Here is a 24,242-nt window from a genome sequence, read left to right on the forward strand (position 1 = left end):
CGATCCTCCGGCCTAGTCGATCAGATTCGCGCTTTTGAGCCAGTCGTAGGCGACGTCGGCGGGGTCTTCTCCGTCGATGTCGACGCGGCCGTTGAGGTCGCGCATCAGGTCGTCGGTGAGGCGTTCGGAGATCGCGTCGAGGAGGCCGCGCAGTGCGGGGTTGGCGTCGAGGACGGGGGCTCGCACGACCGCCGTGCCGCTGTAGGGGAGGAAGAATTTCTTGTCGTCGTCCAGGACGAGCAGGTTCAGATTCTTGACGCGACCGTCGGTGGTGTAGACCATGCCGAAGTGGCAGGGCGAGTCTTTGGCGGTCGCGGTGTAGACGACACCGGCGTCCATGCGGGTGACGTTGCCCGCGGGGACACCGTTGGGGTCGTTGTAGGGGATGCCGTATTTCTGGAGCATCGGGATGAAACCGTCCGAGCGGCTGAAGAATTCGTCGTCGACGCAAAAAGTGCGTTCGGCGACCGGCAGTGCGGCGACGTCCGAGAGCGACTTCACGCCGAGGCGCTGCGCGGTGGGGGTCGCCGCACCGAACGCGTAGGTGTCGTTGAAGTTGGACGGGGCGAGCCATTCCAGGTCGTGGTCACGCTTTTCGACATCGTGGACACGCTGCCAGAGCTCCTGTGGGTCCACGATCGTCTCGGTCTCGTTGTGGTAGTTGACCCAGCCGGTACCGGTGTATTCCCACAGCACGTCGGCGTCGCCGTTGAGCTGGGCCTGCCGCGACGAGGCCGAACCCGGAGCGCCGGTCAGGTCGGTGACCGACGCGCCCGCCGCGGCCAGGTAGGTCGCGGTGATCTTGCCGAGCAGCACACCCTCGGTGAAGCTCTTCGAGGTGACGGTCAGCTCCGCGCCGTCGAGGGGGCGCTCCCCGCCGGGCAGGCTCGCGTCGTGAAAGGTGCCGGACGAACTCACCAGCCCGCACCCCGCCAGCAGCGAGAACGTCGCGACCAGCACCGATATCAACGGGACTCGCCTCATGAGACACCTCGTGGGGTCGCGGCCAGTTCGACGAGCCGACCGAGCCAATCGATGATCAACGCCAGCAGTCCGACGAGCACGGCGCCGGAGATGAGCAGCTTGGGCAGGAAGAGGGTGACGCCGGTCGTGATCAGCGTGCCGAGGCTGGTCGCGCCGATGAAGGTGCTCAGCGTCGCGGTGCCGACCAGGATGACCAGCGCGGTGCGCACACCGTTGAGGATCACCGGCACGGCCAGCGGCAATTCGACCTGTACCAGAGTCCGTGCGGCCGAGAACCCGATCCCTCGCGACGCTTCGATGGTGCGCTGGTCCACCTGGCGCAGCCCGACGATGGTGTTCTGCAGGATCGGCAGGATCGCGTAGACGACGAGACCGACGACCGCGGTACGGAATCCGGTGCCGAGCCAGAACGTGAACAGGACCAGCAGACCGACGGCGGGCGCGGCCTGACCGATGTTCGCGACGTTCACGGCGATCGGCTCGAGCCGCTGCAGTGCGGGTCTGGTCAGCGCAATGCCGAGGGGAATCGCGACGACCACCACGATCAGCGTGGCGACCACCGTGAGCCGGATGTGTTCGAGGATCGTGGTCTGCAGATTGGCCCACGCGAGCGACGCCTGCTCGGTAGCGGTGAAAGTCGAGGACCGATACCAGAGCACGTAGCCGATGCCGATCACCACGATGATCAGCGGCTCGAACCACACGTCGATCGGGACCCGGCGCGGGCGGTTCATGCCGGTCCGGCCGTTCCCGGTTCGTCGTCGGCGGCGACGACCGGCGTGGGCGTGGGATCGGAGCCGTCGACATAGGTTTCATAGGACGGATCCTCGACCGCGGCGTGCCCCTCCGCGAGCTTGGTCTGGATCACATCGGTCACCGAGCCGATGCTGAGCGAGCCGACGACGGCGCCTCGACCGTCGGTGACCAGGGTGGCTCCCTGGCTCGCCGCGAGCATGGCATCGAGCGCGTCGTTGAGGGTCGAGGACTGGGCAACCACGGGCAGCCGGCGATCCAGATAGTCCGAAACCTCGGGCTTGCTCGCCACTTCCGTCAGCGAGGGCCACGAGCGCGGTCGCCCGGCCTCGTCGACGACCACCACCCAGGTGTTTCCCGCGGCCTTCGCTCGACCGATCACTACCTGCGCGGACTCCCCGATCCGGGCGGTCGTCACCGGGTCGACCTCGACATCGCGCACCCGAGACACCGTGAGATAGGCCAGTTTCGCGCCGGATCCGACGAATTCCTCCACGAACGGCGTCGCCGGATCGGTGAGGATCTCCTCCGGCGTCGCGTACTGCTCGACGTGCCCGCCCTCGGACAGGATCAGGACCTTGTCGCCGAGTTTGGTGGCCTCCTCGAAATCATGGGTGACGATCACGATGGTCTTGCCGAGTTCGTGCTGGATCGCGATCAGGCTGTCCTGCAAGCGAACCCGGGTGATCGGGTCGACCGCGCCGAACGGTTCGTCCATCAGCAGCACCGGGGGGTCGGCCGCGAGCGCACGGGCCACGCCGACGCGCTGCTGCTGGCCGCCCGACATGTCCTTGGGCAGCCGGTCGGCGAAGGTCGAGGGATCGAGACCGACCAGGTCCAGCAGATATTCGGTGCGCTCGGCGATGCGCTTCTTATCCCAGCCGAGCACCCGCGGGATCGCGCCGATGTTCTTGGCCACCGACCAGTGCGGGAACAGGCCACCGGACTGGATGACGTAGCCGATCGACTGGCGCAGCTTGTCGGGGTCCTCCCGGGTGACGTCGCGGCCACCGATGAAGATCCGCCCCTCGGTCGGCTCGATCAACCGATTGATCATCTTCAGTGTGGTCGTCTTACCGCAACCCGACGGTCCGACGAACGCCACGATATTGCCCGCTTCGACCTCGAGATCCAGGCGCTCCACAGCGGGTGTGTCCTGGCCCCTGTACCGCTTCACGACGCCGTCCAAGGTGATGGAATCACCGGTCACATTGCGCTGCGGGCTCGCCGGCGCCTGCCGGCTGGTCACATCGGTCATCACAGTCCCTTGGCAATCGTGAGGCGTCCGAGCAGGACGAGGAGCGCGTCGAAGACCAACGCGATGGCAACGATGAGAATGGTTCCGGTGAGCGCCATTTCGAGGGCGTTGGCACCGCCGAGGCGGGACAGGCCGTTGAAGATCAGCGAGCCGAGACCGGGTCCGAGGACATAGGCCACGATCGCGGCGACACCGACGATCATCTGCGTCGAGACCCTGATGCCGGTGAGAATCACCGGCCATGCGATCGGGAGTTCGACGGTGAGCAGGATCCGCCATCGCGAAAGTCCGATACCGCGCGCGGATTCCACGACCGTGGTGGGCACCGACCGCAGGCCGACGATCGCGTTGCCGATCACCGGCAGCGCCGCGAAGAACGCGAGCATGATGAACGAGGGCACCACCCCGAGACCGAACGGGACGAGCAGCAACGCCAGCAGCGCCAGCGAGGGAATGGTCAGCGCGACCCGGCTCGAGGTCAGAGTCAGCGCCGAGGCCAGCGGCAACCGGTACACCGCCACCGCGAGCAGAATCGCGACGACGGTTCCGACCAGCACCGTTTGAAATGCCAGTGACGCATGCTGATAGGTGAGGAAGGTCAGAACCTCGCCTCGCCCTTGGACGTAGCTCCACAAGTTCACAGCATTCCCATCGTCAGGCTGGGCCGGCGGGTACCTGTTCGCGCTGGATCATCGGACGAATGTGCCGTCGAAGAATAGTCGATGCCCGGTGTCGATTCCGGGACGCGCGCACGGTGATCGCTGATGGCTACGCCGCACGCTCGAGCGGGGCGCTGTACGGCTCGGCATCGCCGGCGATCACGGTGCTCGTGACGCCGTCGACGCCGACGGGGACCTCTCCGCCCAACGTGATGCGGGTGAGCCTGCGGTGCTCGCCGCCGTCGTAGTCGTCGACGGCGTAGTGCTGGGTGGCCCGGTTGTCCCAGATCGCGACGTCGCCCAGCGACCAGTTCCAGCGGGTGGTGTGCTCGAGGCGGGTCACCCGATCCTGGAAGAGCCGGAAAAGTGCCCGCGATTCGCTGCTGGACACCCCGACGATTCCCTTGACGAAGCAGCCGAGCAGCAGGGCCCGCTCACCGGTGTCGGGGTGGACCTCCACCACCGGGTGCTCGGTCTCGAAATAGGTCGACTCGAACTCGCGGCGGTAGGCGCGGTCGGTGTCGGCGGGCCGGTCCTCGATCTCGGCGGTGTAGTCGTAGCGGTTCGAATGCCGCGCGCGCAGGCTCTCGGCGAGTCGCTGGAGCGGCGCGGGCAGCGAGTCGTAGGCGGCGACGGTGGACGCCCAGGTGGTCGAACCGCCGTAGCTGGGCAGCGCGACCGCGCGCAGAATCGAGGCCTTCGGAACGCGATCGACGAAGGTGACGTCGGTATGCCAGACATTGGAGCGGGTCTGGTGCGAGTCGATGGCCAGGCTCTTGGCGCCGGCCGAGGTGACGGTCGGATGCGGGGTGGTCGGATCGCCGAGCAGCCGCGCGAACTCGTACTGCCCGTCCTCGGTCAGCTGGTGCTGACCGCGAAAGAAGATCACCTTGTGCTCGTGCAGCGCGGCCCGAATGGCCGCCACCGACCGCGCGTCCAGGTCGCCACCGAGCCGGACACCGTCGATCCGCGCGCCGATGTGGGCACCGAGCTGAACCACGTGCACCGCGGTCCCGTGGACGGCTGAGTCGTGGAGGGACATACGGAGGCCTTTCGCTCGAACCCGACGATCTGGTCACAGGAAACCACCGGGAACAGGCACCGACCAGGATTGGATTCAGGCTGAGCGAAATCGGCAATCGGCTACCTCGACCGGGCTGGGCACCGTTCGCGTCGGTGCCCGCTCGGTCATGCGGCCGAGTTCAGCCGGGCGACATCGCGAATTACGGTATGCGCAATTCCGCGACGTTGTGTCCTGGGGCGGCCCAATCGGTGAATCGCTGTTCGGCGGCTTCGGCCGATGGTGCGCTGATCACCCGGGCAACCGACTCCCACGACGCGCCGGACGCGCGCACGAAACGGACGGCTTCGACGAGTCGTTGCTGTGCCGAGGTCGTGTCGTCGAAAGCCAGGCGCACCGGTATCAGGGCCTGCATCTCGAGTTGGTGGTATTCCCATTCCGCGAGCACCGAACGGGCCGAGTCGGCGTCGAGCCGGCCGGTCGCGCAATGCAATACGCGGGCGGACGGCGCATGGTCGGCGATGCGATCGGTGCGTAGCCAGGTCCGGCCGTGCCAGCCTGCGCAGGAACACAGCGCCCGCCATCCGATCACCTCCTCCGGCCGGCGCGGGTGCCGATCCTCGAAGGGCAGCGGTTGGGCGTCGATCGCGATCGTCGCGCGGGGGGTCGGCGCGTCACTGCGCCCGCACAACCCGTCCGCGAAGATATCGGCAACCCATCCGCGATGGTTTTCCAAGCTGTTCATCCTGACTCCGATGTCGAATCCGAAAAGCTCGATGCGTGGGACGACTACTCCCAGATACTGACGATCGACCTCATCGACGCCGACGGCAACCACTTGGCCACAGTGTTGTTGTCAGTCACATAATGCCTGGTCGCGGCCTGTGTCCCGGAGCTCGTCTTGACGACATGTTTACGGGTGCGCAGGCCGGGAAGCCTGGATGACAACACACGTTCGGCCAGGAGTACGCGCATCACGCACACAATTACCCACCTCAGCATGGGCCTCGGCTGGGATCCTGCCCACGCCATGGGGATACATCCCGACCGCAAGGACATCGACCTCAACGCCGCGGCGCTGGCATTCGCCGGCGACACCTTCGTCGACGTCGCCTTCCACGAGCAGCTGACCTCGCGTGACGGCGCGCTGTGTCACCTGGGCGACAGCGTCACCGGCGACGGAGACGGCGACAACGAGGTCATCGTCGTCGATCTGACCCGCCTCGATCCCGCGGTGACCACGATCGTGTTCCTGGTGACCTGCTACACCGGCCAGCGATTCGACCAGATCGTCAACGGCTTCTGCCGCGTCGTCGACAATGTCACCGGCATCGAATTGATCCGCATCGACCTCGACAGCCTCGGCTCCCACACCGGCATCGTGGTCGGCAAACTGCACCGCCCGCACCAGGATTGGGCCTTCACCATGATCGGCCAGCCGATCATCGCCGAACACGTCGTCAACGCCGTCCCCCACCTCACCGCTTACCTCGACTGAGGGCGAACTACCTCCGGGGTGCTCGCTGGTACATCTCGCGCGCGGCGCGCACCGCCGCCCTGAGACTCGCCGGGTTCGGCTCGAGGTTCCCGATTATCTGATCGATGCCGCGAAGACCGGCACGATCGAGCAGACGCTTTTCGATGGTGGCCCATCGGCCGCGCTCGGCCAGCACCGCGTGCGCGGTGGGCAGTGTTGTTACTTCACGTGCAGCAGAATACACACGGTCACCAAGCAGCGCGCCGCTTAATCCGACAGGCGGTCGCGGGCTCGTAGCCGGGCGTCGAGTGCGTCGAGGACGTTCGCCACGTCCGCGTCGAACTCCTGCGCCAGCATTTCGAGCAGCGCCGCACCGATCAGCAGGAGCGTGGTGAAGACGACGGCCGCGATGGGCTCGATCGCTTCGAGCAGCGGGCGGGTGCGCGGCGCGCCACCGCGCTGCCAGGCCTCGAGCAGCGCCAGCGCACCCTGCAGGTAGACCGGCGGGTCCGGTCGAGCGTTGAGCGCCGGGACAGCGCGGTCGGCCGCGCGACGCAGGAGATCGGATGTCGCCCCGGCACCCGGCGCCATCGCCTCCATCGCGCAACACGCCAGCCGAAGGATGCCGTCCAGGTGTTGCGGGGTGTAGCGAGCCGATTCCGGGATCTGATCCCAGGGCAGGCGCAGGACGCCGAGAAGGTCGGCGGTGATCACCGACGGTGACGGTGCCGACATCGTCGCCGGGGACGAACCCGAGGTGTGCTCGACCCCGAGCATGATCTCGAGCCCGATCGCCGATGCCATGAGATCACCTCGGCCGCAGCGTGATTCACGGCGATGGCGGCGGTCCTCGACCAGCAGCCAGCCCACCGTCTGCGCGTCGGCGGGACGCAGCAATTTCGCGTCGGCCTGCCAGCCGTTCGCGGTTTCGCACCGCGACAGCGCGCAGACGAGATCGGCCATGACGTGATTGCCGGTGACCAGCGTGGGCTGATGCCGCGGACGACGCGACACCACCGGCAGCTCACCCATCCTGGCCGACGGTGAGACGAACGACATCGCGGTGAGCGCCGCCGCCGCCGCGCGCGCGGCGGACACGGCGTCGGCGGCGTTGGTGCGCAGCAGCGCGCGATGAATCGAATCCGCCAGCGGCGCGACGCCGAACTCCGCGTAGTGCAGCAGCAGCCAGGCCAGCGGCATCTCGCCGAGGACCGGCGCGAGCCGTTCGTTCAGCTCGTACAGCAGCGCGGCCGACTGCTCCGGCCGGCGAGAGCGCGGCCCCTCCCCGGTGAGGTCACGCCATTCCAGCAACGCCAGGTAATTCGGGAGCAACAGGCTATCGACCAGTTCACTCACCTGGGCGATGACGAATTCGAAATCCAGCTCCGTCATGGTGCCGGGGCCGACCACATTCTGGACGGGATTCCCGTCGAAGGGGTCGATACCCGATTCGCCGAGCGCGAGATCGAACAACAACTCCGCGTGCCCGAGTCTGCCGACGACCCGTCCGACAAAGGGCACCACGCCGCCGTCTTCTACCGTAGTCGCCGCTCCGAGAAGGCAATTCACCATCGCGCCTTCAGCTTTCGCGTGCGCACAGAATCTCCGCAGCCGCTGGTGCACGGTGTCGTCGGCATCGAAGCCCGTTCGCACGATTTCTTCGGCGATCGTCACAATGGCCGCGTCGACGACATATTCGGGTCGGCCCCCCGCTTCGTCGGAGGCCGGCGCGGGGCCGGCGAAATAGAGTCGATCATTGAATGCGTCGCCCATTCGTCGCCTCACCACAACCTCCACTCGGATGCGCATTGTGCCGTGCCCATTGCCAGCCTTCCAGCAAATTGTCCGCAAGTCGCGGCTCACACCTCACAAGCCGATAACAGGATCGGCGCCGCGCGCGCGAGTTGACCCACCCGCACGCGCGGCTCGCCCGCACGGAAGCCCGCTCGGCCGACTTGTGCCCGAATTCGGGCAGGAATGTTGGCGAACGCGGTCGGACCGGGCATGATCGTCCGAGTGAATGACGGGGCACCTACCGAGCTGGTCCGCTACGTGGTGGCGTCCACCGGCTTACCCGAACGCGTGGCGGCCCGGGTTGTCGCCGACATCGTCGGCTACTTCGACGAGACGGTCGAGCAGTTCGTCCGGCGCAGGCACGCCGAGCTGCAGGCCAGGCAGATGCGCAACGCCGAGATCTGGCGACAGCTCGACGCCGAACTCGCCGAGCGTCCGGTCGCGGCCCCGACGTTCACCGAACGGCAACTACGTCGCATCGTCTACGGGTAAGGGGTTCATCACGCCATGTGTGGAATCGTCGGATACATCGGTCACCGGCAAGTTGTGCCCGTGCTGCTGGAAGGTCTGCATCGGCTCGAGTACCGCGGCTACGACTCGGCCGGATTGGCGCTGCCGCATCGCGGGAAGCTGCGCGTGTGCAAAACCCAGGGCCGGGTACAGGAGTTGCGCGACAAGACCGACACCGCTGCCCTGCGCGGCACGGTCGGCATCGCACACACCCGCTGGGCAACTCATGGCGAACCGAGCGATGCCAACGCACACCCGCACATCGATGCCGGTGGCCGCATCGCCGTGGTGCACAACGGCATCGTCGAGAACGCCGAACAGCTGCGGGCCGAGCTCACCGCGCTGGGCATCGACCTGGTCTCCGACACCGATACCGAGGTGATCGCCCATCTGATCGCTCGCGAAATCGAGGACGCCGCATCGCTCGAGGACGCCGTTCGCGTCGCGCTGCACCGGATTCGGGGCACCTACGGTCTGCTGGTGCTCGACGCGCGCCGTCCGACCGAGCTGGTGGTGGCGCGCAACGGCAGTCCCATCGTCCTCGGTGTCGGTGACGGTGAGATGTTCGTGGCCTCCGATGTCGCCGCGCTCGTCCACCACACCCAGCGCGTGGTATTCCTCGACGACGGCGAGCTCGCGACGGTTCGTGAAGGCGAATTCCGGACCAGCACACTGGGAATCGACTCCGAGCAGACCGACAAGACCCCGACCACCATCGACATGGTGGCCGAGGACTACGCCCTCGGCGGCTTCCCCGACTTCATGCGCAAGGAGATCGCCGAGCAGGGCGAGGCGGTCCGCCGGGCGCTGCGTGGCCGCCTCGACGACCGCTTCGCCACCGCCCACCTCGGCGGTTTGAACATGGACGCCCGCGAGCTGCGCAGCATCAGCAAGGTCGTTTTCCTCGGCTGCGGTTCGGCCTACTACGCGGGCCAGCTGGGCGCCCAGCTCGTCGAAGAACTGGCTCGGATCCCGGCCACGGCGGAGCCCGCGTCGGAGTTCCGCTACCGCAACCCGGTCGTCGATCCCGACGCGCTGTATGTCGCGATCAGTCAGTCCGGCGAAACTCTCGACACCCTTGCCGCGGTGCAGGAACTCCAACGCAAGGGCGGCCGGGTCATCGGTGCCGTCAACGCCGTGGGCAGCGCGATCGCCCGACAGTGCGGAGCAGGGGTGTTCCTGCACGCGGGCCCGGAGATCTCCGTCGCCTCGACCAAAGCGCTGACCAACATGACCGTGTCGTTCACCATGCTGGCCCTGCTGCTCGGCCGCGTGCGCGACCTCTCGGCCGCCGACGGCAACCGCGTCGTCGACGGCCTGCGCGCCCTGCCCGACGCGATCGACCAGGTCCTGGCCGACGAGGACGCCATCGCCGAGATCGCCCACCGCTACGCCAAAGCCCGCAGCATGTTCTTCATCGGACGGGTGCGCGCGTGGCCGGTCGCTCGTGAAGGCGCGCAGAAGCTGAAAGAGGCCTCCTATGTCCACGCCGAGGCCTACCAGGCCTCTGAACTCAAGCACGGTCCACTCGCGCTGATCGACCCGGAGATGCCGAGCGTGGTACTCGTCCCCGACGACGAACTCCTGGCCAAGAACCTCAGCACCATCGAGCAGATCAAGGCCCGCGGCGGCCCTGTCATCGCCGTCACGAACGCGGACCTCCCGGCCGGCGCGGCCGACGAGGTGATCCGAGTTCCGCGGGTCGCACCGGAGTTGGACCCGATGCTGCTGACGATTCCTCTGCAGCTGCTCGCCTATCACACGGCCATCGCCCTCGGCCGCGACGTCGACAAGCCGCGCAACCTCGCGAAAAGCGTCACCGTGGAATAGACAGCGACCGAGTGCGACGCGCGGCGGCGCAGCGGCTGGCAGGATCGAGGCGTGCACACCGCGAATCTGACCCGCTCCGAGACCGCCGCGCGTTCGGCGGCGGTCACCGTCCGCGCGTACCGCGTCGAACTCGACCTGTCGGGGGCCCCGGATCAGACCCGGGACGGTTTCGCCACGACGACGACTGTCGAATTCGATGCCTCGGTCGGGCAGACGTGGCTCGATTTCATCGGGCTCTCGGTGGAATCGGTGACCGTGAACGGCGCGGAGATCGTCGTCGACTACGACGGGGCCCGGCTCACAGTCGGCGGGTTGTCGGAGTCGAATGTGGTCGTCGTTCGGGGCACCGGTGCCTACAGCCGCTCGGGTGAGGGGCTGCACCGGTTCCTCGATCCGGTCGATGGGCAGACCTACCTCTACACCCAGTACGAGCCCGCGGACGCGCGGCGGGTTTTCGCCTGCTTCGAACAGCCGGATATGAAGGCGCCGTTCACCTTTGCGGTGACAGCGCCGAGCGGGTGGTCGGTCGTATCGAATCGGCCGTTCGCGGCGATTCAGGACAACGGCGTGCAACAGAACGTCGTATTCTCCCCCACCCTGCCGATCTCGACGTATATCACCGCCATCGCGGCAGGCCCTTACCATCACGTCGAATCTTCCTGGGCGCGAGATGCACTCACCATCCCACTCGGGATCTACTGCCGCGCCTCGCTCGCCCGCTACCTGGACGCGGACACGATCTTCGAGGTGACGAAGCAGGGTCTGGACTTCTTCGCCGAACACTTCGACTATCCCTACCCGTGGGGCAAGTACGACCAGGTGTTCGTGCCCGAGTACAACCTGGGCGCGATGGAGAACCCGGGACTGGTCACGTTCACCGAGGCCTATGTGTTCCGTGGCGCGGCGACCGCGGCGCAGTACGAGGGGCGCGCCAACACGATCCTGCACGAGATGGCGCACATGTGGTTCGGCGATCTCGTCACGATGGTGTGGTGGGACGACCTGTGGCTCAAGGAGTCCTTCGCCGATTACATGGGGGCGCTCGCCAGCGCCGAGGCCACCGAGTGGACCGACGCCTGGGTGGCGTTCGCGAACCGCCGCAAGGCCTGGGCGTATCTGCAGGATCAGCTGCCGACCACCCATCCGATCGTCGCCGACATCACCGATCTCGAGGCAGCAAAACTCAATTTCGACGGTATTACGTATGCCAAAGGTGCCAGCGTGCTCAAGCAACTGGTTGCCTATGTCGGCCGGGAAGAATTCTTCTCGGGTGCGCGGCGGTATTTCCGGACGCACGCCTTCGGCAACACGACTCTCGATGACCTGCTGACCGAATTGTCCGCGGATTCCGGCCGTGATTTGGCGGGCTGGGCGCGGGCCTGGTTGCAAACGACCGGAATGTCGACATTGACCATCGAAGACGGTGCGGTCGTGCAAACCGATCCGCGCCCACACCGGCTCGCGATCGGGCTCTACGACTTCGATGCCGCGGGCGACCTGCTCATTCGCGAACGCGTGGAACTCGACATCGTCGACCGCCACACGCCGGTCGCCCTCGCGCCCGCTCCCCTGCGCCTGCTCAACGACGGCGATCTCACCTACGCGAAGGTTCGCCTCGACGCGGATTCGCTTGCCACCGTACAGAGTTCGCTGGATCGGGTGACCGACCCGCTGGCCCGCGGACTCATCTGGTCGGCACTGTGGAACGCCACCCGGGACGGCGAACTCGGCGCCGAACGCTACCTGTCGATGGCTCGCGATTTCGCGCCAACCGAAACGAATATGGCGCTGCTCACCGCCGTCCTGGCGAACGCGTCCTTCACCATCGGCCACTATCTGCCCGAGCCGGCACGGGACCGGTGGCGCGGCGAGTGGCTCCAATCCTGCTGGGCCACACTGCATTCGTCGGCACCGGGTTCCGGCGCGCAGCTCGCGTGGGCACGGGCGACGGCCGCCGCCGCCACGGTCGACCCCGGCCGTGCCACCGACATTCGGGCGATCCTCCTCGACCGGGCACCAGCGGGCCTCGCCCTGGATCCCGATCTGCGCTGGGCGCTGTGGACAGCCCTCGCGGCCACCGGCGAGGCGAAAGCCGACGACCTGGACGCCGAACTCGAACACGACGACACGGCGTCGGGGCGAACCGCCCATCGGCGCGCACTCGCGGCACGCCCGTACGCGGAAGTCAAAGCCTCGGCCTGGGATTCGGCGCTCGGCGACACCACGCTGACCAACGACCACCTCGACGCCACCATCGACGGATTCCGCGCTGGCCGACACCGCGACCTGATCGCACGCTACGACGACGAGTACTTCGCGGCACTCCGTACGGTGTGGGATCAGCGCAGCATCGAGATCGCCCGCCGCATCGTGGTCGGGCTCTTTCCCGCCGCCGATTCGCTCGACGAGGTCGATCGGTGGCTGGCGGCGAACGCCGACGCACCGAGCGCGCTGCGTCGCCTGGTCGTCGAGCAGCGCGACCACCTCGCGCGGGATTTGCGCGTGCGCGACGTGAATTAACGATTCCCCATTCTCGATGGGTTAAACATCCAAACGCGAAATTGCCGCAGTGTCAACCCCAGTCGACCAATAACGGTTTAATAACCTCCGCGACGGTCAACCCTTGATCCATGACCACCTCACGTAATCGGACAACGAGTACGCCGAGCATGGATCTGACCAGCACCACCATCATGTTGGCCACCTGCGTGTTCTTCCTCTTCGGCCTGACCGCACTCACCGGATCGCTGCCCGCCGCGATCTTCGGCGCCGTCAGCCTGGGCGCGGGCATGATGATGACCTTCAGAATGCTCGGCCCGCACAGCTTTTAGGTTCGCCTCCGCGCGGAACCGGTGAGCACTCGAAGGCCAGGAGCTGATCCACATGTCCCGAACCACCGACAACAGGACCTACGAACACGCCGAACCCCTCTTCGCGCAGTGGGCGCTCACTGAGCCGAGCAGCCCCGAGCACGACGCCGCACGGGCGAAGATCATCGAGCTCTGCCTCCCGCTGGCCGAACACATCGCTCGCAAATACGCAGGTCGCGGCGAGATCTTCGACGACCTGCTGCAAACCGCGCGACTCGGCCTCGTCATGGCGGTCGACCGCTACGACGTGACCACCGGTTCACCCTTTCTCGGCTTCGCGGTGCCCACCATCATGGGTGAGGTGCGCAGGCATTTCCGCGATCATCTCTGGCCCCTGCACGTGCCGCGGCGCGAGAAGGAACTGCAAGGCAAGGTGCGAGTCGCGACCGACGAGTTGAGCCGTCGGCTCCAACGGGCTCCCACCGCGCACGAACTCGCTGCCGAACTCGATGCGACGGTCACCGATATCACCAGAACCCTGGTGGCGGCCAACGCATTCCAGACACGCAGCCTCGACACTCCCGCACGCGACGGCGACGGCGAACCCGGCATGACCGTCGCCGACACCTTCGGCGCCGAAGACCCGAGCTACCGCCGCACCGAAGACACGATCACCGTCGCGCCCCTGCTGGCCCGGCTCGCACCCGAAGACCGCCAACTGCTGATCTGGCGGTTCTACGACTCCCTCTCGCAGGGCGAGATCGCCGAACGGCTCGGCGTTTCACAGATGAGCGTCTCCCGCAAGCTCACCCGATTGCTCGGCGGTTTGCGTGCCGAGGCCATCGGCGAACAGCCGGTACCGGCGGCCTGAACCCCTCCCCGCTCCCAACTCGCACCGCCAGAGCCATTGACTGTGCGGTTGCTGGGCTGCACTGTTGATACAGCAGAACCTCGCGCGTGTCGTGGCGACGTCCACAGGAGCGGGAAGGGTGCGATCGATGACGATGCGTGGCCGACGGAATCGACGGGATCGACAAGTTCGCGAAGTGCGGGAGATCCGGGCCCGGCCACGTCACCAGACCGCGCAATTCCTGCTGTCGGTGCTGATGGTGGTCTGGTTCGGGGCCGGGCTGCTGGCCGCCGTGCAGCGAGACTATTTCACGAACACCCCGGTCAACTGTGGCGACTGGGGCACGATCGGGCTCACCGCGCTCGCGGGCCCGCTCAACTACCTCGGCGTGAATCCGAGGGTGTCCGAATGTCAGCTACCGGAACCGAGCCCGTGACCGGCTGCCGGACGGGCCCGGTGACGCGCTACCGATAGCGGGAGGGGCTACAGGGGCTCGCCAGCGCCGACATCGTGGCCAGATCGCAGATACCGCTGGTCACCATCTGGATCGGAGTGATGCCGAGTAGCACGATCATGCCGATGAGGTCGCCGCGTTGGAGCAGTTCCCCGGCCGAGTTCGCGGCCGATGATCCGTAGTCCAGCGCGGACGAGCCGGTGCCGTCGACCGATGCCGGATCGGCGGTGGCGGTCGCCGCGGTGACGACGAGGCTTGCCGCCAGGACCGAGCCTGCGGCGAGGCGGAGAGTGGTACGCATATCGAGTTCCTTTGTGTCAGGTGGGGTCAGGGAGTCAGCGATGTGGCTGGGTCATGTCGCGGTTCATCGTCGGAATTTCGATGCTGATCGGCAGGCGCAGTTCGGCCAGGTAGGTGAGCGCCGCTTTGCGCAGGAATTCGTCGAGGAGCCAGTAGGGGTCACCGATCGGCGGAACCGCGGTGAGCAGGCCTTCGCGTACGGCGATGAAGGGTCCCCAACTGAAGCGCAGCAGCGGGTCCCAGACCGGTTCCCTCGGGATGTTCAGTCCGTCGGCGGTTTTGTCGCCGAGCAGAAAGCGGGTGAACGCGCCGAGGACCGGCTTGCTCAGCAGCGCGAAGTCGATGTTGGCGCCAAGCCCCAGCAGCCGGTCGGCGAGCTTGGCGCCTTCGGGGGTGGCCTCGATGATGGGGTCGAGAACTTGTGCGGCTTGGGAATTGGCGTCGGGCCACGACTTGGGGATGTACTCGTCGCGCACGCCGAGCAGATGCGCGGCGACCTGCCAGGAATGCAGGAACGCCGCGGATTCGTGTGCCGGGATCGGCACCTGCCAGTTGGTGAGGTGCTTCATGACCGTGGTGGGCAGGCTGTGCCAGGTGACCATGATGTCGTTCTGGCTGATCGGGATGTCCTCGGTGGCCGAGTTCACCCAGTGCGGTGACTGCGGCAGCAAGTGGCGCACCGCCGCGTGCACGAGGCGGGTTTTGACGCAGGTGACGATCATTTCCCCGTCGGCGGCATAGGCATTCGCGCTACCGATGTCGTAGCCGAGCTTGGCGGTCTTGGAGATGCGGTCCTTCAGATCGTGGCCGCCCTTGGAGTAGTAGACCGCCCGCGCTTCCTTCGGGATGACGGTGCTCATCATGCCGCTGGCGAACCCGTAGAGGACTCCGAGATACAGCCCGCGCTTCTTGTTGAACTCGATCGCGGTGCCCAATGCGCCCGGGTCGGTCCACTGCGGCAGTTGACGGGCGTACTCCATGAAATCGCGAAGGTCGGTGGGCAAGCCGTCCGGCAACGCTTCACCGTTCCTGGTCCAGGTGCGCAGCAGCTCGTTGACCCTCGGCACTTCCCCGCGATCGATCAGCCCGGCGACGAGCGCGTCGGCCTCGGGATCCCACACCGTCATCGGGTCGGCGCCGGATCCGTTGCCGGCCACCGACCCCTCCGGCGACCACGTCCACGGCTCCGCCCGCGCGGGCGTCACCATCGCCAACGCCCCGAGCGCCCCCGCGATCCCACCGGCTTTCAATGCGTTGCGTCTGTTGAGTCCATCCATGACGTCACTCCTCGTCGAGCACTAACTGACCCCGGCCGCGTCCGATGCAGGTGGCGCATCCAGCAGCTGCTGGTCCGGAATGAGCAGTAACTTAACAGCCTGTTCTTCGCGCTGTATCAGCTTTGCGCAATCGATCAACCGCCGTATACAACGAAGTTCATGCAGAAATAGTCAGTAACTTATGACGACTACGCGGCGCGTGCGCCGCCACTGACTACGCTGACAGCAGACCCCGCAGACGGGCAGTGATCTGCGAGCACACCGACCCCGCGAGGAGAACTACCCATGTGGCCGTCCGACTGGCCCTCGTCAGCCCGCGCGATCGCGACCGCCGTCGAGGCCGCCGTCGCCGCGGCGCGGTCCGCCGACGAGCCAGGGTTCCGCGAGACCACCGCAGACCTGGCCGAGCTCCCGCCCGACCAGGTCACCGCGGTGCTGGCGGCGATCGTTCGGGAACTGCTCGAGACCGCGCATCCCGACGGACTCACCGGCGACGATGTGCGCGCAGTACTGGAAGCAGTCGTGCGGCGATCGGCGGCATGGTTGCGCCGGCTCGACGCCGCCGCGGTGTTCAGTGCACTCGCCGGGGCACTCGGGATCGACGAGGCGCAGGATCCGGACCACGCACGGACCGATCCCCAACCCGCCGCGATACTCCTGATCGACTACCTCGCCGACCTGACCCGCACCCCGCCCCAGGAGTCCGTTCAGCGAGCCATCAGCGAGATCGCCAGGGCCGAAACCGTCGAAATGCCCTGAGTGGCTTCACGCCTCGTCGCGAGCTCAGTGTCCCGCAGCGGTGAGCCTGTGGTCTGCTTCGAGCAGCATCCACGCGCTCAGCTGTACCGAGAGATCGCGGCTCAGGTTCGCCGACGCGGCGGCGGACACGTCGGCGAGCTGGAGGAAGGTTCCCGGATGTTCCGGCACCGTGACCGGACGGGCCCAGTCCGCACCGAACAGCGGTAGGCCGTCCACCTCGGCGCGATTGCTCCAGGCCGCCTCGGCGGACGCGTGCACGATGTTGGCCGCGGTCGTGTTGCCCAGTGCCAGTGCGGTTTCGGCGAGATAGCGCGCGAGGATTCCCATGAAGAGCCCGGAGTCGTTCGCGGTGGCCGCGGCGATCACTCCCGCGTCGGTGAGCCGGTTCTCGACTGCGGCGACGAGCGCTGCCGCACGGTCGCGGTGAACGGATTCGCCGGTGCGCACGGCCAATTCGGTTTCCAGCCCGATGGTGACGCCCTGACAGTAGGTGTGGACGGTCCGGTCCACCCGCCCGCCGGGCTCGTGCACACCATCGTGGATCAGGCCGCTGGCGGTATCGTGCAGTCGGGTGTACAGGAAGTCGGCCAGTTGGCCCGCGCGCGAGAGTTCACCGAGACGAGCCAACGCGATGCCGGTCGGACCGATCGCGGGCGTGTTATAGAAGTCGTCGCCGTTGCGCCATGGCACCGCGCCCACATCCGGGTTCCAGCCATCGAGCAGAGCGACCCGCAGATCACCCAGCGCCTCGTCGAACCGGACGTCGAGCAGTCGCTCGGCGCGTTCGAGCGCCATGGCCAACCACCCCATGTCGTCGTAGTACCGATTGGTCCAACCGGTGACATTGCGGGCGCGGATACCACGCGCAAGGGCGGCGATCCGGTCGATCCGGTCCGGGGTGCGGGTGCGGTGCGCGGCATCGATCGCACAGTCGAGCAGGTGCGCTTGCCACCAGTAACACCACCGCCCGAGCATGGACCGTTCCGTGAGGTCCGCGGGCCAGGTGAGCACCCCCAACCGATAGTCCGCCAGCCCGAGCAGCGAGCGCACGTGCCGCTGCACGATCGCCTGCTCCGCCAGGTCCGCCCGCGCCCCCGGACCGAGGGCGACCGAACGTTTCTCGGTGATCGTCCCCGCCTGCGTCGGCTGTGCCACCACGGTCAGCGCGATCGCCGCCCCGGCCGCGCACAGCACACTACGCCGGCTGAATTGCTGATTCCGGCGATCCATCCGCTCGGGCTCCTCCTCCTGGGCAACGGCATCGGCGCCGAATCCACAGGGTCCCGTGTCGGGATTGCCAGCGCTTGAACTGCTCCGGTTGGCCGCGAAAACGTTTGGCGGAACCGCCTGCGGAGGAGAGCCCGGCCCGAACACGGCTAGGACTCGCCGGTTTCGGTTCCCGGCGAGTACGGCGAGCTGAACCCGGAGGTCCATTCGAACGGTGTCGCGTCCGGCTCGGCGCTCCGCTCGGCGGCCGCGGCGAACGGTGCGTTGTTCTGCGTCAATCGGATGATGGTGCGTTCGAGGGCGGGCAGGATCTCGGTGATCGCGAGATCGCCGTGTGCGAAGCGTGTCAACAGGGCGTAGACCATGTTCGTCAGGACGAGTGCGAGATCGGCGGCGTATTCCTCGTCGAGGCTGGTGAACATCGTGCTGACGGCGGGCAACACCGCGGCGAAGCCCTGCGCGTCCAGGCGCTGCCCGCCGGGGCCGGACCGGGCATGCGAGTAGGCGGCCAGCATCCGCGGGTGCCGTTCCCACGGTTCGAACACATAGCGGGTGACCCGTTTCAGCACGTCGGCGAGCGATTCGTCGGCGCGCGGCGGTTCGAGTTCGGTGTAGGTGTTGGTGGCCATCCACTGGGCGACGGCGGCGAGGACGAGCTCGTCACGGGTGGGGTACAGCTTGTAGACCGTGGTCAGCGAGACCTGGGCGACGCGGGCCACCCGGCGCAGTTGAACCGCGTCGTACCCTTCCGACTCGAGTAGCGCCAGAGTGGTTTCGGTGATCTTGCGCGCGGGTTCACCTTCGCCCTTTCTAGCCACTCCGCCACAGTAGTCCATCGGCTGGTGCTGCCACCGAACCGATTCGGAGGCGAGTTCCCACGTCCTCGCCGACCAGATTGTCCATGGCCCGGTTCAGTCGATGCTGCAGCCGGCGACCGGCTTGTCCTCGAGGCGGTCGAGAAGGTAGGTGAACGCATTGTCCGGACCGAAACCGTCGATGATCTCCGGCCCGAAATGATTCGGGATGGTGGTTCCGGGCAGGATCGGCGGAAGGTCGTTCGTGCGGAAGGTGACGGTCGCGCCCTTGCCGCACCAGTCGTCGGCGAGCTTGCGGGCCTGGCCGTACGGGACGGTGTCGTCGTTGAGGCCGCTGGTGATCAGGACCGGGGTGCGGGGGGTGGAGTTGCCGATGCGCAGTTGCTCGAGCACCGGTGCGGCTTCGGGCAATTCGGCGAGATGGGCGGACAGCGATCGACCGTCCCTGGTCAGCGACTCGGTCTTCATGAAGGGGTGATAGGTGATCACGTCGGCGATGCAGGAGTCGCTCAGCTTCTCGAGCATGGCGCGCCCGGCCGGACTGGTGACCTGATCGACCGCGCGCTGCAGTTCGGGGTAACGCGCCAGCATGCCGTTGACGGCGAACCCGATCGCGCCGCCGATCAGCGCGCCGTCGATCTTCTCCAGGATCGCGGCGAGATCGGCGACCGGTCCCCCCGCCCAGGTGCCTTTGAGATTCAGTTCCGGCGCGTAGGCCGGCTGCATCTCCGCGGCGGCCGCGGTGGCGCCACCACCCTGGGAGTAGCCCCAGAGCACGACGGGCGTCTCCGGTCCGACGCCTGCCAGGTTGTTGGCGGCGCGAACACCGTCGAGGATGGCGTGCCCGCTCTCGAACCGGTTGGCGTAGGTGTGGATGCCAGGCGTGCCGAGGCCGATGTAATCGGTGACCAGCACCCGTGCGCCAAGGCCGCTCCACACCGTCGACGAGGGCAGCTCCTGGTTCGCCGACACCCCCAGCGGCTCGGCGGACACCGCCACGCCCGTCGAGAATGCCCTCGACATCGCGCAACGGTCGCCCTGCCCCGAAGTCCCGGGTCCGATGACGACGGTCGGCCGTGGACCGGCTCCGCGCCACGGACCGGTCGGTTCGATGTAGGTCCCGCTCACCGCGACCGGCGACCCGTCCTGCAGCCGCGAGGTGTACATCACGTGCTGTGCCCGCCCCGGCCAACCCTGTTCGGTGGGCGGGGTCACGAACAAGGTCATCGGCGCGGTCTTGATGATCGCGCCCGGTTCCTGCGGAATCCGGTCCGGCGGCGTGTAGAACGAGCTCATCGGCTCGGCCGCGACTTCCCGCGCCTGGGTCACCACACCGGCCACCGCCGTCGTGGCAGCCATCACCAGCACCGCGACGATGCGCCCGGCACGCGGCCGCGCGCGTCGAAGATCTTGCCGCTCCATCGAGAACCTCTCCGTCGACATCACTGCCGGCATCGTCGCCGTAGTGACACAGGTCGCTGGGGTCGGCGGATCATGAGGCCTGTCACACCAGCGCCGACAGAGAGTAACACGGTTACTGGCGGGTTCAGATGCAGGGTCTCCGGTCGATTGCCCGCTCGAGGATCTTGCCCGTGGTGCCCTCGAGGGATGCCCGATCATAGCGGCGGCCTCATGGATCAGTCCTGTCGTCCTGGGTAGCGGGTCGCGCGCTCATCGGCGCGCGGATCGGCGACCAGCTCCGAGACGGGGTCGTCGAAGGTCATCACCAGCCGGTCCTCGGCGTACGGTGGCCAGCCCGGGTTGCCATCGGTGGCGAAACCGACCCAGGCCGAGTGCATTTCATCAGCGATCCGCTGCGGCGGATTCGGACCGGTGAGGGTGGTCGCGGCAGCCAAGGTATCGAACACGAAGGGCACTTCGAGTGCATGTATCGCGCCCAGATCAGCTCGCTGCCAGCCGAACTCGTACACAAAGGCCGCAGTGCCGACTGCTGCCTGCGATTCGGCGAGTTCCCGTGTCGGGCCGCGGAAGACGGCGTCGGTGACAATCGCCGCCAGCAGATCCCCCGCGGTTGCCTCCGGCCGGTTGGCTGCATACGGCATGATCGCCGAAGCTCCGATACCGAACCGTGCGAGCGCGAACGGTAGTGCGTCGACGGTGATCGTGTCCCCGAGTCCGGTAGGCACCGTGAACAACCGGAACTCCTCGGCGGTGCAGCCGGCGAGCAGGCCGATCCCGCGGGCTGATCCCGCCGCGATCGCCTCGGCGGGTACCGCGGAAAGAACGTCTCCGTCCACGACCGGAAAGAAGGCCATCCCAGCACCTGCCGCCAGCACCGACTCACCCCAGCGCGCCGGGTCCGGTTCGCGGGCGAAGTCCGCGCGCACCGACTCCTGCGCGGCCAGCAGCACCGACGGCGGCACTGCCGCAAACGCTTCCGCTGTCGCGGGCACTCCCAGCGCCTTGCCGAGTTCGCCGCTGAGCAAGCGCGCATCGTCGACCGTTGCCGCGACGCCACCGTTGCCGCTCTGCATGATCGCGCGAGCGAACAGACCGCTCGCCGCCGGCGAACCGAGCAGCGCGGCGACACTCATCGCACCAGCCGATTCACCGAAGATCGTGACATTGCCGGGATCACCGCCGAAGGCCCGCGCATTGTCGCGCACCCATTCGAGCGCGGACAGCTGATCGAGCAGGCCGCGATTGGCCGGCGCTCCGTCGAGTACCGCGAAACCCGACGCCCCGAGCCGATAGTTGATCGCCACGAGTACCACGCCGTCACGGGCGAAGGCGGCGCCGTCATACGCCGGTACCGCGTTGGAACCGTGCACGAACGCACCACCGTGGATCCACACCATGACCGGCAGGCCACCACCACCGGGGTCGGGCGTCCACACGTTCACGTTCAAGCACTCGGTGCCCGCCACCAGCGTGGTGCCCAGGATCTGTTCGATACCGGGCGGATACGGGCCCTGCAGGCATGTCGGTCCGAGCGCGGTGGCCTCGCGAGTCCCCACCCAGCCCACGACCGGTCCCGGCGCGCGGAAGCGGGCCCGGCCTACCGGGGAGGCAGCGTAGGGCACTCCGAGAAACGCACTGACACCGCCGACGGTCCGGCCCCGCACCTTGCCACCGGTGACCTCGACCACCGGCCGACCGGCGGGCATCACAGGTCGACCAAGTCGTACTCGGCGACCCGGTCGACCAGGTATCGCAGGTGGTCGTCGGAATTGCCGAGGGTCTGCTCGATGGCGGTGAGCCGTGCGAAGTAGCGCGATATCGGATGCTCCTTCGTCATTCCGATGCCGCCGTGCAGCTGGACAGCCTCTTGACCGACGAACCGCGCCGACCGTCCGACCCGGAGTTTCGCGCGCGAGGCCACCGTCGGGTCGATCAGGCCATCGGCCAACGCCGTCGAGGCGTACACCGACATACCACGGGCGAGTGAGACCGCGATGTACATGTCGGCGGCGCGGTGGGTCAGCGCCTGAAAGTTCCGCAGCGGTACATCGAATTGTTTTCGGGTGCACAAATATTCGGCGGTGATCCGCAATGCCTCGGTCATCGCGCCGACCGCTTCGGCGCACAGTGCCGCCTGGGCCGCGATCTGGGCGGCTTCGATCGCGTCCTCGGCCCTGCGCGAAGCGAGCGGTTCGGCCGCGGCCTGCTCGAGGACGATATCGGCCACGCGACCACCGTCGTGGGCCGCGCTGCCGCGCCGGGTCACGCCCGCGTCGGCGGGGTCGACAAGGAACAGCCCGATGCCATCGGGTCCTGTCGCGCTGACGACCAGCAGATCCGCTTCGTCACCGTGGAGCACAGGCGACTTGTACCCGCTTATCCGCCACGCATTGCCCTGTCGCACCGCAGATGTCGAGACTGTGTGCAGCGGCCACCGCGAGCCCCGCTCCTCGTGTGCGAATGCGAGCCGTAGCTCTCCGGCCGCGACCTTCGGCAGCAGTTCACGTCGTTGCGCAGGACTTGCGGCTTCGACCAGCAAGCCCCCTGGCAGGTAGGCGCAGTCGAGCACCGGGATCCGTGCCGGGGCGGCGCCGAGTTCGGACATCACGATCATCGCCTCGATCGGACCCGCACCCTGGCCGCCGTCGGATTCCGGGAAGGTCAGCCCGAGCAGTCCGAGGTCGGCGAAGGTGGCCCATAGGTCATCCGGCGCCCCGGGAACATGATCGGCCAGAACGTTACTGACGGTGTCGCGCAACATCGTTTGTTCCGCGGTCGGTTCGAAATTCATGGTCCGGGCTCACAATCCGAGGATCGTCGAAACGATGATGCCGCGTTGCACCTCGGTCGATCCCCCGTAGATGGATGTCTTACGGCAGTTGAGGTAGGCGGCGGTGCTGCGCCCGGCCCACTGGTCGACGTCGGACAGCAGCGCGGCCGGGCCGGCGACTTCCATCATCAGTTCGGTCGCGGCCTGCTGAAGTTGGCTGCCACGGAGTTTCAGAATCGATGACGTCGGGGCCTTCACTCCGGATGCTGCGCCGATCTGGATCAATTCCAGTGCGAGCGTCTCGTTTTCGAGTTCAGCCAGACGGGTGGCGAACAATGGATCGTCGAGCAGCGTGCTCTCGCCCACCCGGGTCTGCCTGGCGCGCGCTTTGATCGTCGACAGCGCGACCTTGGTGCGTCCCACGGCGGCCATGCCGGTGCGTTCGTTGCCGAGCAGGAACTTCGCGTAGGTCCAGCCCCGATTCTCCTGCCCGACACGATGTTCGACGGGTACGCGGACGTCATCGAGGAATACCTCGTTGACCTCGCGACTGCCGCCGATGAGCTCGATCGGCCGCACCGTGACACCGGGTGCGTGCATCGGGATCAGGAGCAGCGATATCCCCGCTTGCTTCTTGGCCGCGGCGGGGTCGGTGCGGACGAGGCAGAACATCCAGTCCGCGTGCTGTGCCGCGCTGGTCCAGATCTTCTGCCCGTTGACGACGTAGTGGTGACCATCGCGAGCCGCGGTGGTGCGCAGAGAAGCCAGATCCGATCCGGCTTCGGGCTCGGAAAACCCCTGGCACCACCAGATGTCGAGGTTCGCGGTGGGTGGCAGGAACCGAGCCTTCTGCTCGTCGGTGCCGAATCGGGCGATGACTGGGCCGACCATGTCGACGTTGAAGGTCAGCGGTTCCGGTACCGAGGCCAGGGCCATCTCGTCGTGCCAGAGATGGCGTTGAATCGGGGTCCAGTCCCGGCCGCCCCACTGCTGGGGCCAATCCGGCACCGCGATGCGGTGGGCGTTGAGAATGCGTTGCGTGGTGATGAGTGCCTCGCGGCCGAGTTCGCGGCCTTCCCGCACGCCATCGCGGATCTCGGACGGGATTTCGTCGCGATAGACGGACCGCAGCTGATTGCGGAATGCGAGCTCATCGCCGGTCAGTGCACATTGCATTGTCGGTATTCACTTTCTGCGCTGGTGGTCACAGGCCGGTAGCGGTGGCCACCACAACGGCGAGGTCGACGAGGTGATCGATCTGTGCGGTCGGTC

Annotated in this window: 24 protein-coding genes; 8 read left to right on the top strand and 16 right to left on the bottom strand. The window is 67.1% G+C overall.

Annotation, left to right across the window (positions count from 1 at the left end; genetic code table 11):
• Window positions 1–12: 12 nt before the first annotated feature.
• The 6 genes from ACQHI0_RS11800 to ACQHI0_RS11825 all read right to left on the bottom strand — a co-directional run bounded on the left by ACQHI0_RS11800 (window position 13) and on the right by ACQHI0_RS11825 (window position 5,513).
• A complete protein-coding gene (locus ACQHI0_RS11800) occupies window positions 13–984 on the bottom strand; it encodes a glycine betaine ABC transporter substrate-binding protein (protein WP_427907976.1) in 972 nt (323 codons plus the stop codon).
• Window positions 981–1,718, bottom strand: coding sequence for an ABC transporter permease (locus ACQHI0_RS11805; RefSeq protein ID WP_427907977.1), 738 nt, complete (start codon window positions 1,716–1,718; stop codon window positions 981–983). The genes ACQHI0_RS11800 and ACQHI0_RS11805 overlap by 4 nt, the downstream gene beginning before the upstream one ends.
• On the bottom strand, window positions 1,715–2,995 hold the full coding sequence (locus ACQHI0_RS11810; protein WP_427907978.1) for an ATP-binding cassette domain-containing protein: 1,281 nt from the start codon (window positions 2,993–2,995) through the stop codon (window positions 1,715–1,717). The genes ACQHI0_RS11805 and ACQHI0_RS11810 overlap by 4 nt, the downstream gene beginning before the upstream one ends.
• A complete protein-coding gene (locus ACQHI0_RS11815; protein WP_427907979.1) occupies window positions 2,995–3,636 on the bottom strand; it encodes an ABC transporter permease in 642 nt (213 codons plus the stop codon). The genes ACQHI0_RS11810 and ACQHI0_RS11815 overlap by 1 nt, the downstream gene beginning before the upstream one ends.
• A 127-nt stretch (window positions 3,637–3,763) precedes the next feature.
• Window positions 3,764–4,696, bottom strand: a complete 933-nt coding sequence (locus ACQHI0_RS11820; RefSeq protein ID WP_427907980.1) for a TauD/TfdA dioxygenase family protein — start codon at window positions 4,694–4,696, stop codon at window positions 3,764–3,766.
• A 181-nt stretch (window positions 4,697–4,877) separates the two neighbouring features.
• The gene (locus ACQHI0_RS11825; RefSeq protein WP_427907981.1) at window positions 4,878–5,513 is read right to left on the bottom strand and encodes a hypothetical protein; all 636 of its coding nucleotides are present in this window, start codon (window positions 5,511–5,513) and stop codon (window positions 4,878–4,880) included.
• 81 nt (window positions 5,514–5,594) lie between these two features.
• On the opposite strand from ACQHI0_RS11825, the gene ACQHI0_RS11830 reads away from it, so the two are divergent.
• Window positions 5,595–6,173, top strand: a complete 579-nt coding sequence (locus tag ACQHI0_RS11830) for a TerD family protein (protein ID WP_427909142.1) — start codon at window positions 5,595–5,597, stop codon at window positions 6,171–6,173.
• Between the two features lie 7 nt (window positions 6,174–6,180).
• On the opposite strand, the gene ACQHI0_RS11835 is transcribed toward ACQHI0_RS11830, so the two are convergent.
• Together ACQHI0_RS11835 and ACQHI0_RS11840 are read right to left on the bottom strand one after the other, a co-directional pair.
• Window positions 6,181–6,396, bottom strand: coding sequence for a hypothetical protein (locus tag ACQHI0_RS11835; protein WP_427907982.1), 216 nt, complete (start codon window positions 6,394–6,396; stop codon window positions 6,181–6,183).
• Window positions 6,397–6,419: 23 nt separating this feature from the next.
• Window positions 6,420–7,925 carry a hypothetical protein gene (locus ACQHI0_RS11840; protein ID WP_427907983.1) on the bottom strand — a complete coding sequence of 502 codons (1,506 nt, stop codon included), beginning with the start codon at window positions 7,923–7,925 and terminating at the stop codon, window positions 6,420–6,422.
• A gap of 243 nt (window positions 7,926–8,168) precedes the next feature.
• Between ACQHI0_RS11840 and ACQHI0_RS11845 the strand changes: the two genes are divergently transcribed.
• The 6 genes from ACQHI0_RS11845 (at window position 8,169) to ACQHI0_RS11870 (ending at window position 14,382) form a co-directional block, all read left to right on the top strand.
• Complete coding sequence (locus tag ACQHI0_RS11845) at window positions 8,169–8,438, top strand: hypothetical protein (RefSeq protein ID WP_427907984.1); 270 nt, start codon at window positions 8,169–8,171, stop codon at window positions 8,436–8,438.
• A 15-nt stretch (window positions 8,439–8,453) separates the two neighbouring features.
• The gene (glmS, locus tag ACQHI0_RS11850) at window positions 8,454–10,286 is read left to right on the top strand and encodes a glutamine--fructose-6-phosphate transaminase (isomerizing) (RefSeq protein ID WP_427907985.1); all 1,833 of its coding nucleotides are present in this window, start codon (window positions 8,454–8,456) and stop codon (window positions 10,284–10,286) included.
• A gap of 51 nt (window positions 10,287–10,337) precedes the next feature.
• Window positions 10,338–12,806: an aminopeptidase N gene (gene pepN, locus ACQHI0_RS11855; protein ID WP_427907986.1), complete on the top strand. Its 2,469-nt coding sequence runs from the start codon at window positions 10,338–10,340 to the stop codon at window positions 12,804–12,806.
• 110 nt (window positions 12,807–12,916) lie between these two features.
• Window positions 12,917–13,117 carry a hypothetical protein gene (locus ACQHI0_RS11860; protein WP_427907987.1) on the top strand — a complete coding sequence of 67 codons (201 nt, stop codon included), beginning with the start codon at window positions 12,917–12,919 and terminating at the stop codon, window positions 13,115–13,117.
• Between the two features lie 52 nt (window positions 13,118–13,169).
• Window positions 13,170–13,967, top strand: coding sequence for a SigB/SigF/SigG family RNA polymerase sigma factor (locus tag ACQHI0_RS11865; protein WP_427907988.1), 798 nt, complete (start codon window positions 13,170–13,172; stop codon window positions 13,965–13,967).
• 127 nt (window positions 13,968–14,094) lie between these two features.
• A complete protein-coding gene (locus ACQHI0_RS11870; RefSeq protein WP_427907989.1) occupies window positions 14,095–14,382 on the top strand; it encodes a hypothetical protein in 288 nt (95 codons plus the stop codon).
• A 28-nt stretch (window positions 14,383–14,410) separates the two neighbouring features.
• Here the strand turns inward: ACQHI0_RS11870 and ACQHI0_RS11875 are convergent, their stop codons facing one another.
• Window positions 14,411–14,701, bottom strand: a complete 291-nt coding sequence (locus ACQHI0_RS11875; protein ID WP_427907990.1) for a hypothetical protein — start codon at window positions 14,699–14,701, stop codon at window positions 14,411–14,413.
• 34 nt (window positions 14,702–14,735) lie between these two features.
• Window positions 14,736–15,977, bottom strand: a complete 1,242-nt coding sequence (locus ACQHI0_RS11880) for an oxygenase MpaB family protein (protein ID WP_427907991.1) — start codon at window positions 15,975–15,977, stop codon at window positions 14,736–14,738.
• Between the two features lie 285 nt (window positions 15,978–16,262).
• Here ACQHI0_RS11880 and ACQHI0_RS11885 point away from each other — a divergent pair, with 285 nt between their 5' ends.
• A complete protein-coding gene (locus ACQHI0_RS11885; RefSeq protein WP_427907992.1) occupies window positions 16,263–16,736 on the top strand; it encodes a hypothetical protein in 474 nt (157 codons plus the stop codon).
• Between the two features lie 24 nt (window positions 16,737–16,760).
• Here ACQHI0_RS11885 and ACQHI0_RS11890 read toward each other — a convergent pair whose 3' ends face one another.
• The 6 genes from ACQHI0_RS11890 to ACQHI0_RS11915 all read right to left on the bottom strand — a co-directional run bounded on the left by ACQHI0_RS11890 (window position 16,761) and on the right by ACQHI0_RS11915 (window position 24,146).
• Window positions 16,761–17,966: a glycoside hydrolase family 76 protein gene (locus ACQHI0_RS11890; RefSeq protein WP_427907993.1), complete on the bottom strand. Its 1,206-nt coding sequence runs from the start codon at window positions 17,964–17,966 to the stop codon at window positions 16,761–16,763.
• Between the two features lie 146 nt (window positions 17,967–18,112).
• Complete coding sequence (locus ACQHI0_RS11895) at window positions 18,113–18,781, bottom strand: TetR family transcriptional regulator (RefSeq protein WP_427907994.1); 669 nt, start codon at window positions 18,779–18,781, stop codon at window positions 18,113–18,115.
• Window positions 18,782–18,874: 93 nt separating this feature from the next.
• Entirely contained in the window at window positions 18,875–20,200 is a 1,326-nt protein-coding gene (locus tag ACQHI0_RS11900; protein ID WP_427907995.1) for a lipase family protein, read from the bottom strand.
• Between the two features lie 215 nt (window positions 20,201–20,415).
• Window positions 20,416–21,906 carry a carboxylesterase/lipase family protein gene (locus ACQHI0_RS11905; protein WP_427907996.1) on the bottom strand — a complete coding sequence of 497 codons (1,491 nt, stop codon included), beginning with the start codon at window positions 21,904–21,906 and terminating at the stop codon, window positions 20,416–20,418.
• Window positions 21,906–22,991 (bottom strand): acyl-CoA dehydrogenase family protein, encoded by a 1,086-nt coding sequence (locus ACQHI0_RS11910; protein ID WP_427907997.1) that lies wholly within the window; start codon window positions 22,989–22,991, stop codon window positions 21,906–21,908. Before ACQHI0_RS11910 ends, ACQHI0_RS11905 begins: the two co-directional genes overlap by 1 nt.
• 9 nt (window positions 22,992–23,000) lie before the next feature.
• Complete coding sequence (locus ACQHI0_RS11915; RefSeq protein ID WP_427907998.1) at window positions 23,001–24,146, bottom strand: acyl-CoA dehydrogenase family protein; 1,146 nt, start codon at window positions 24,144–24,146, stop codon at window positions 23,001–23,003.
• Window positions 24,147–24,242 lie beyond the last annotated feature (96 nt).

The sequence above is a fragment of the Nocardia sp. FBN12 genome, from assembly GCF_050320175.1.
Classification (GTDB): Bacteria; Actinomycetota; Actinomycetes; order Mycobacteriales; family Mycobacteriaceae; genus Nocardia.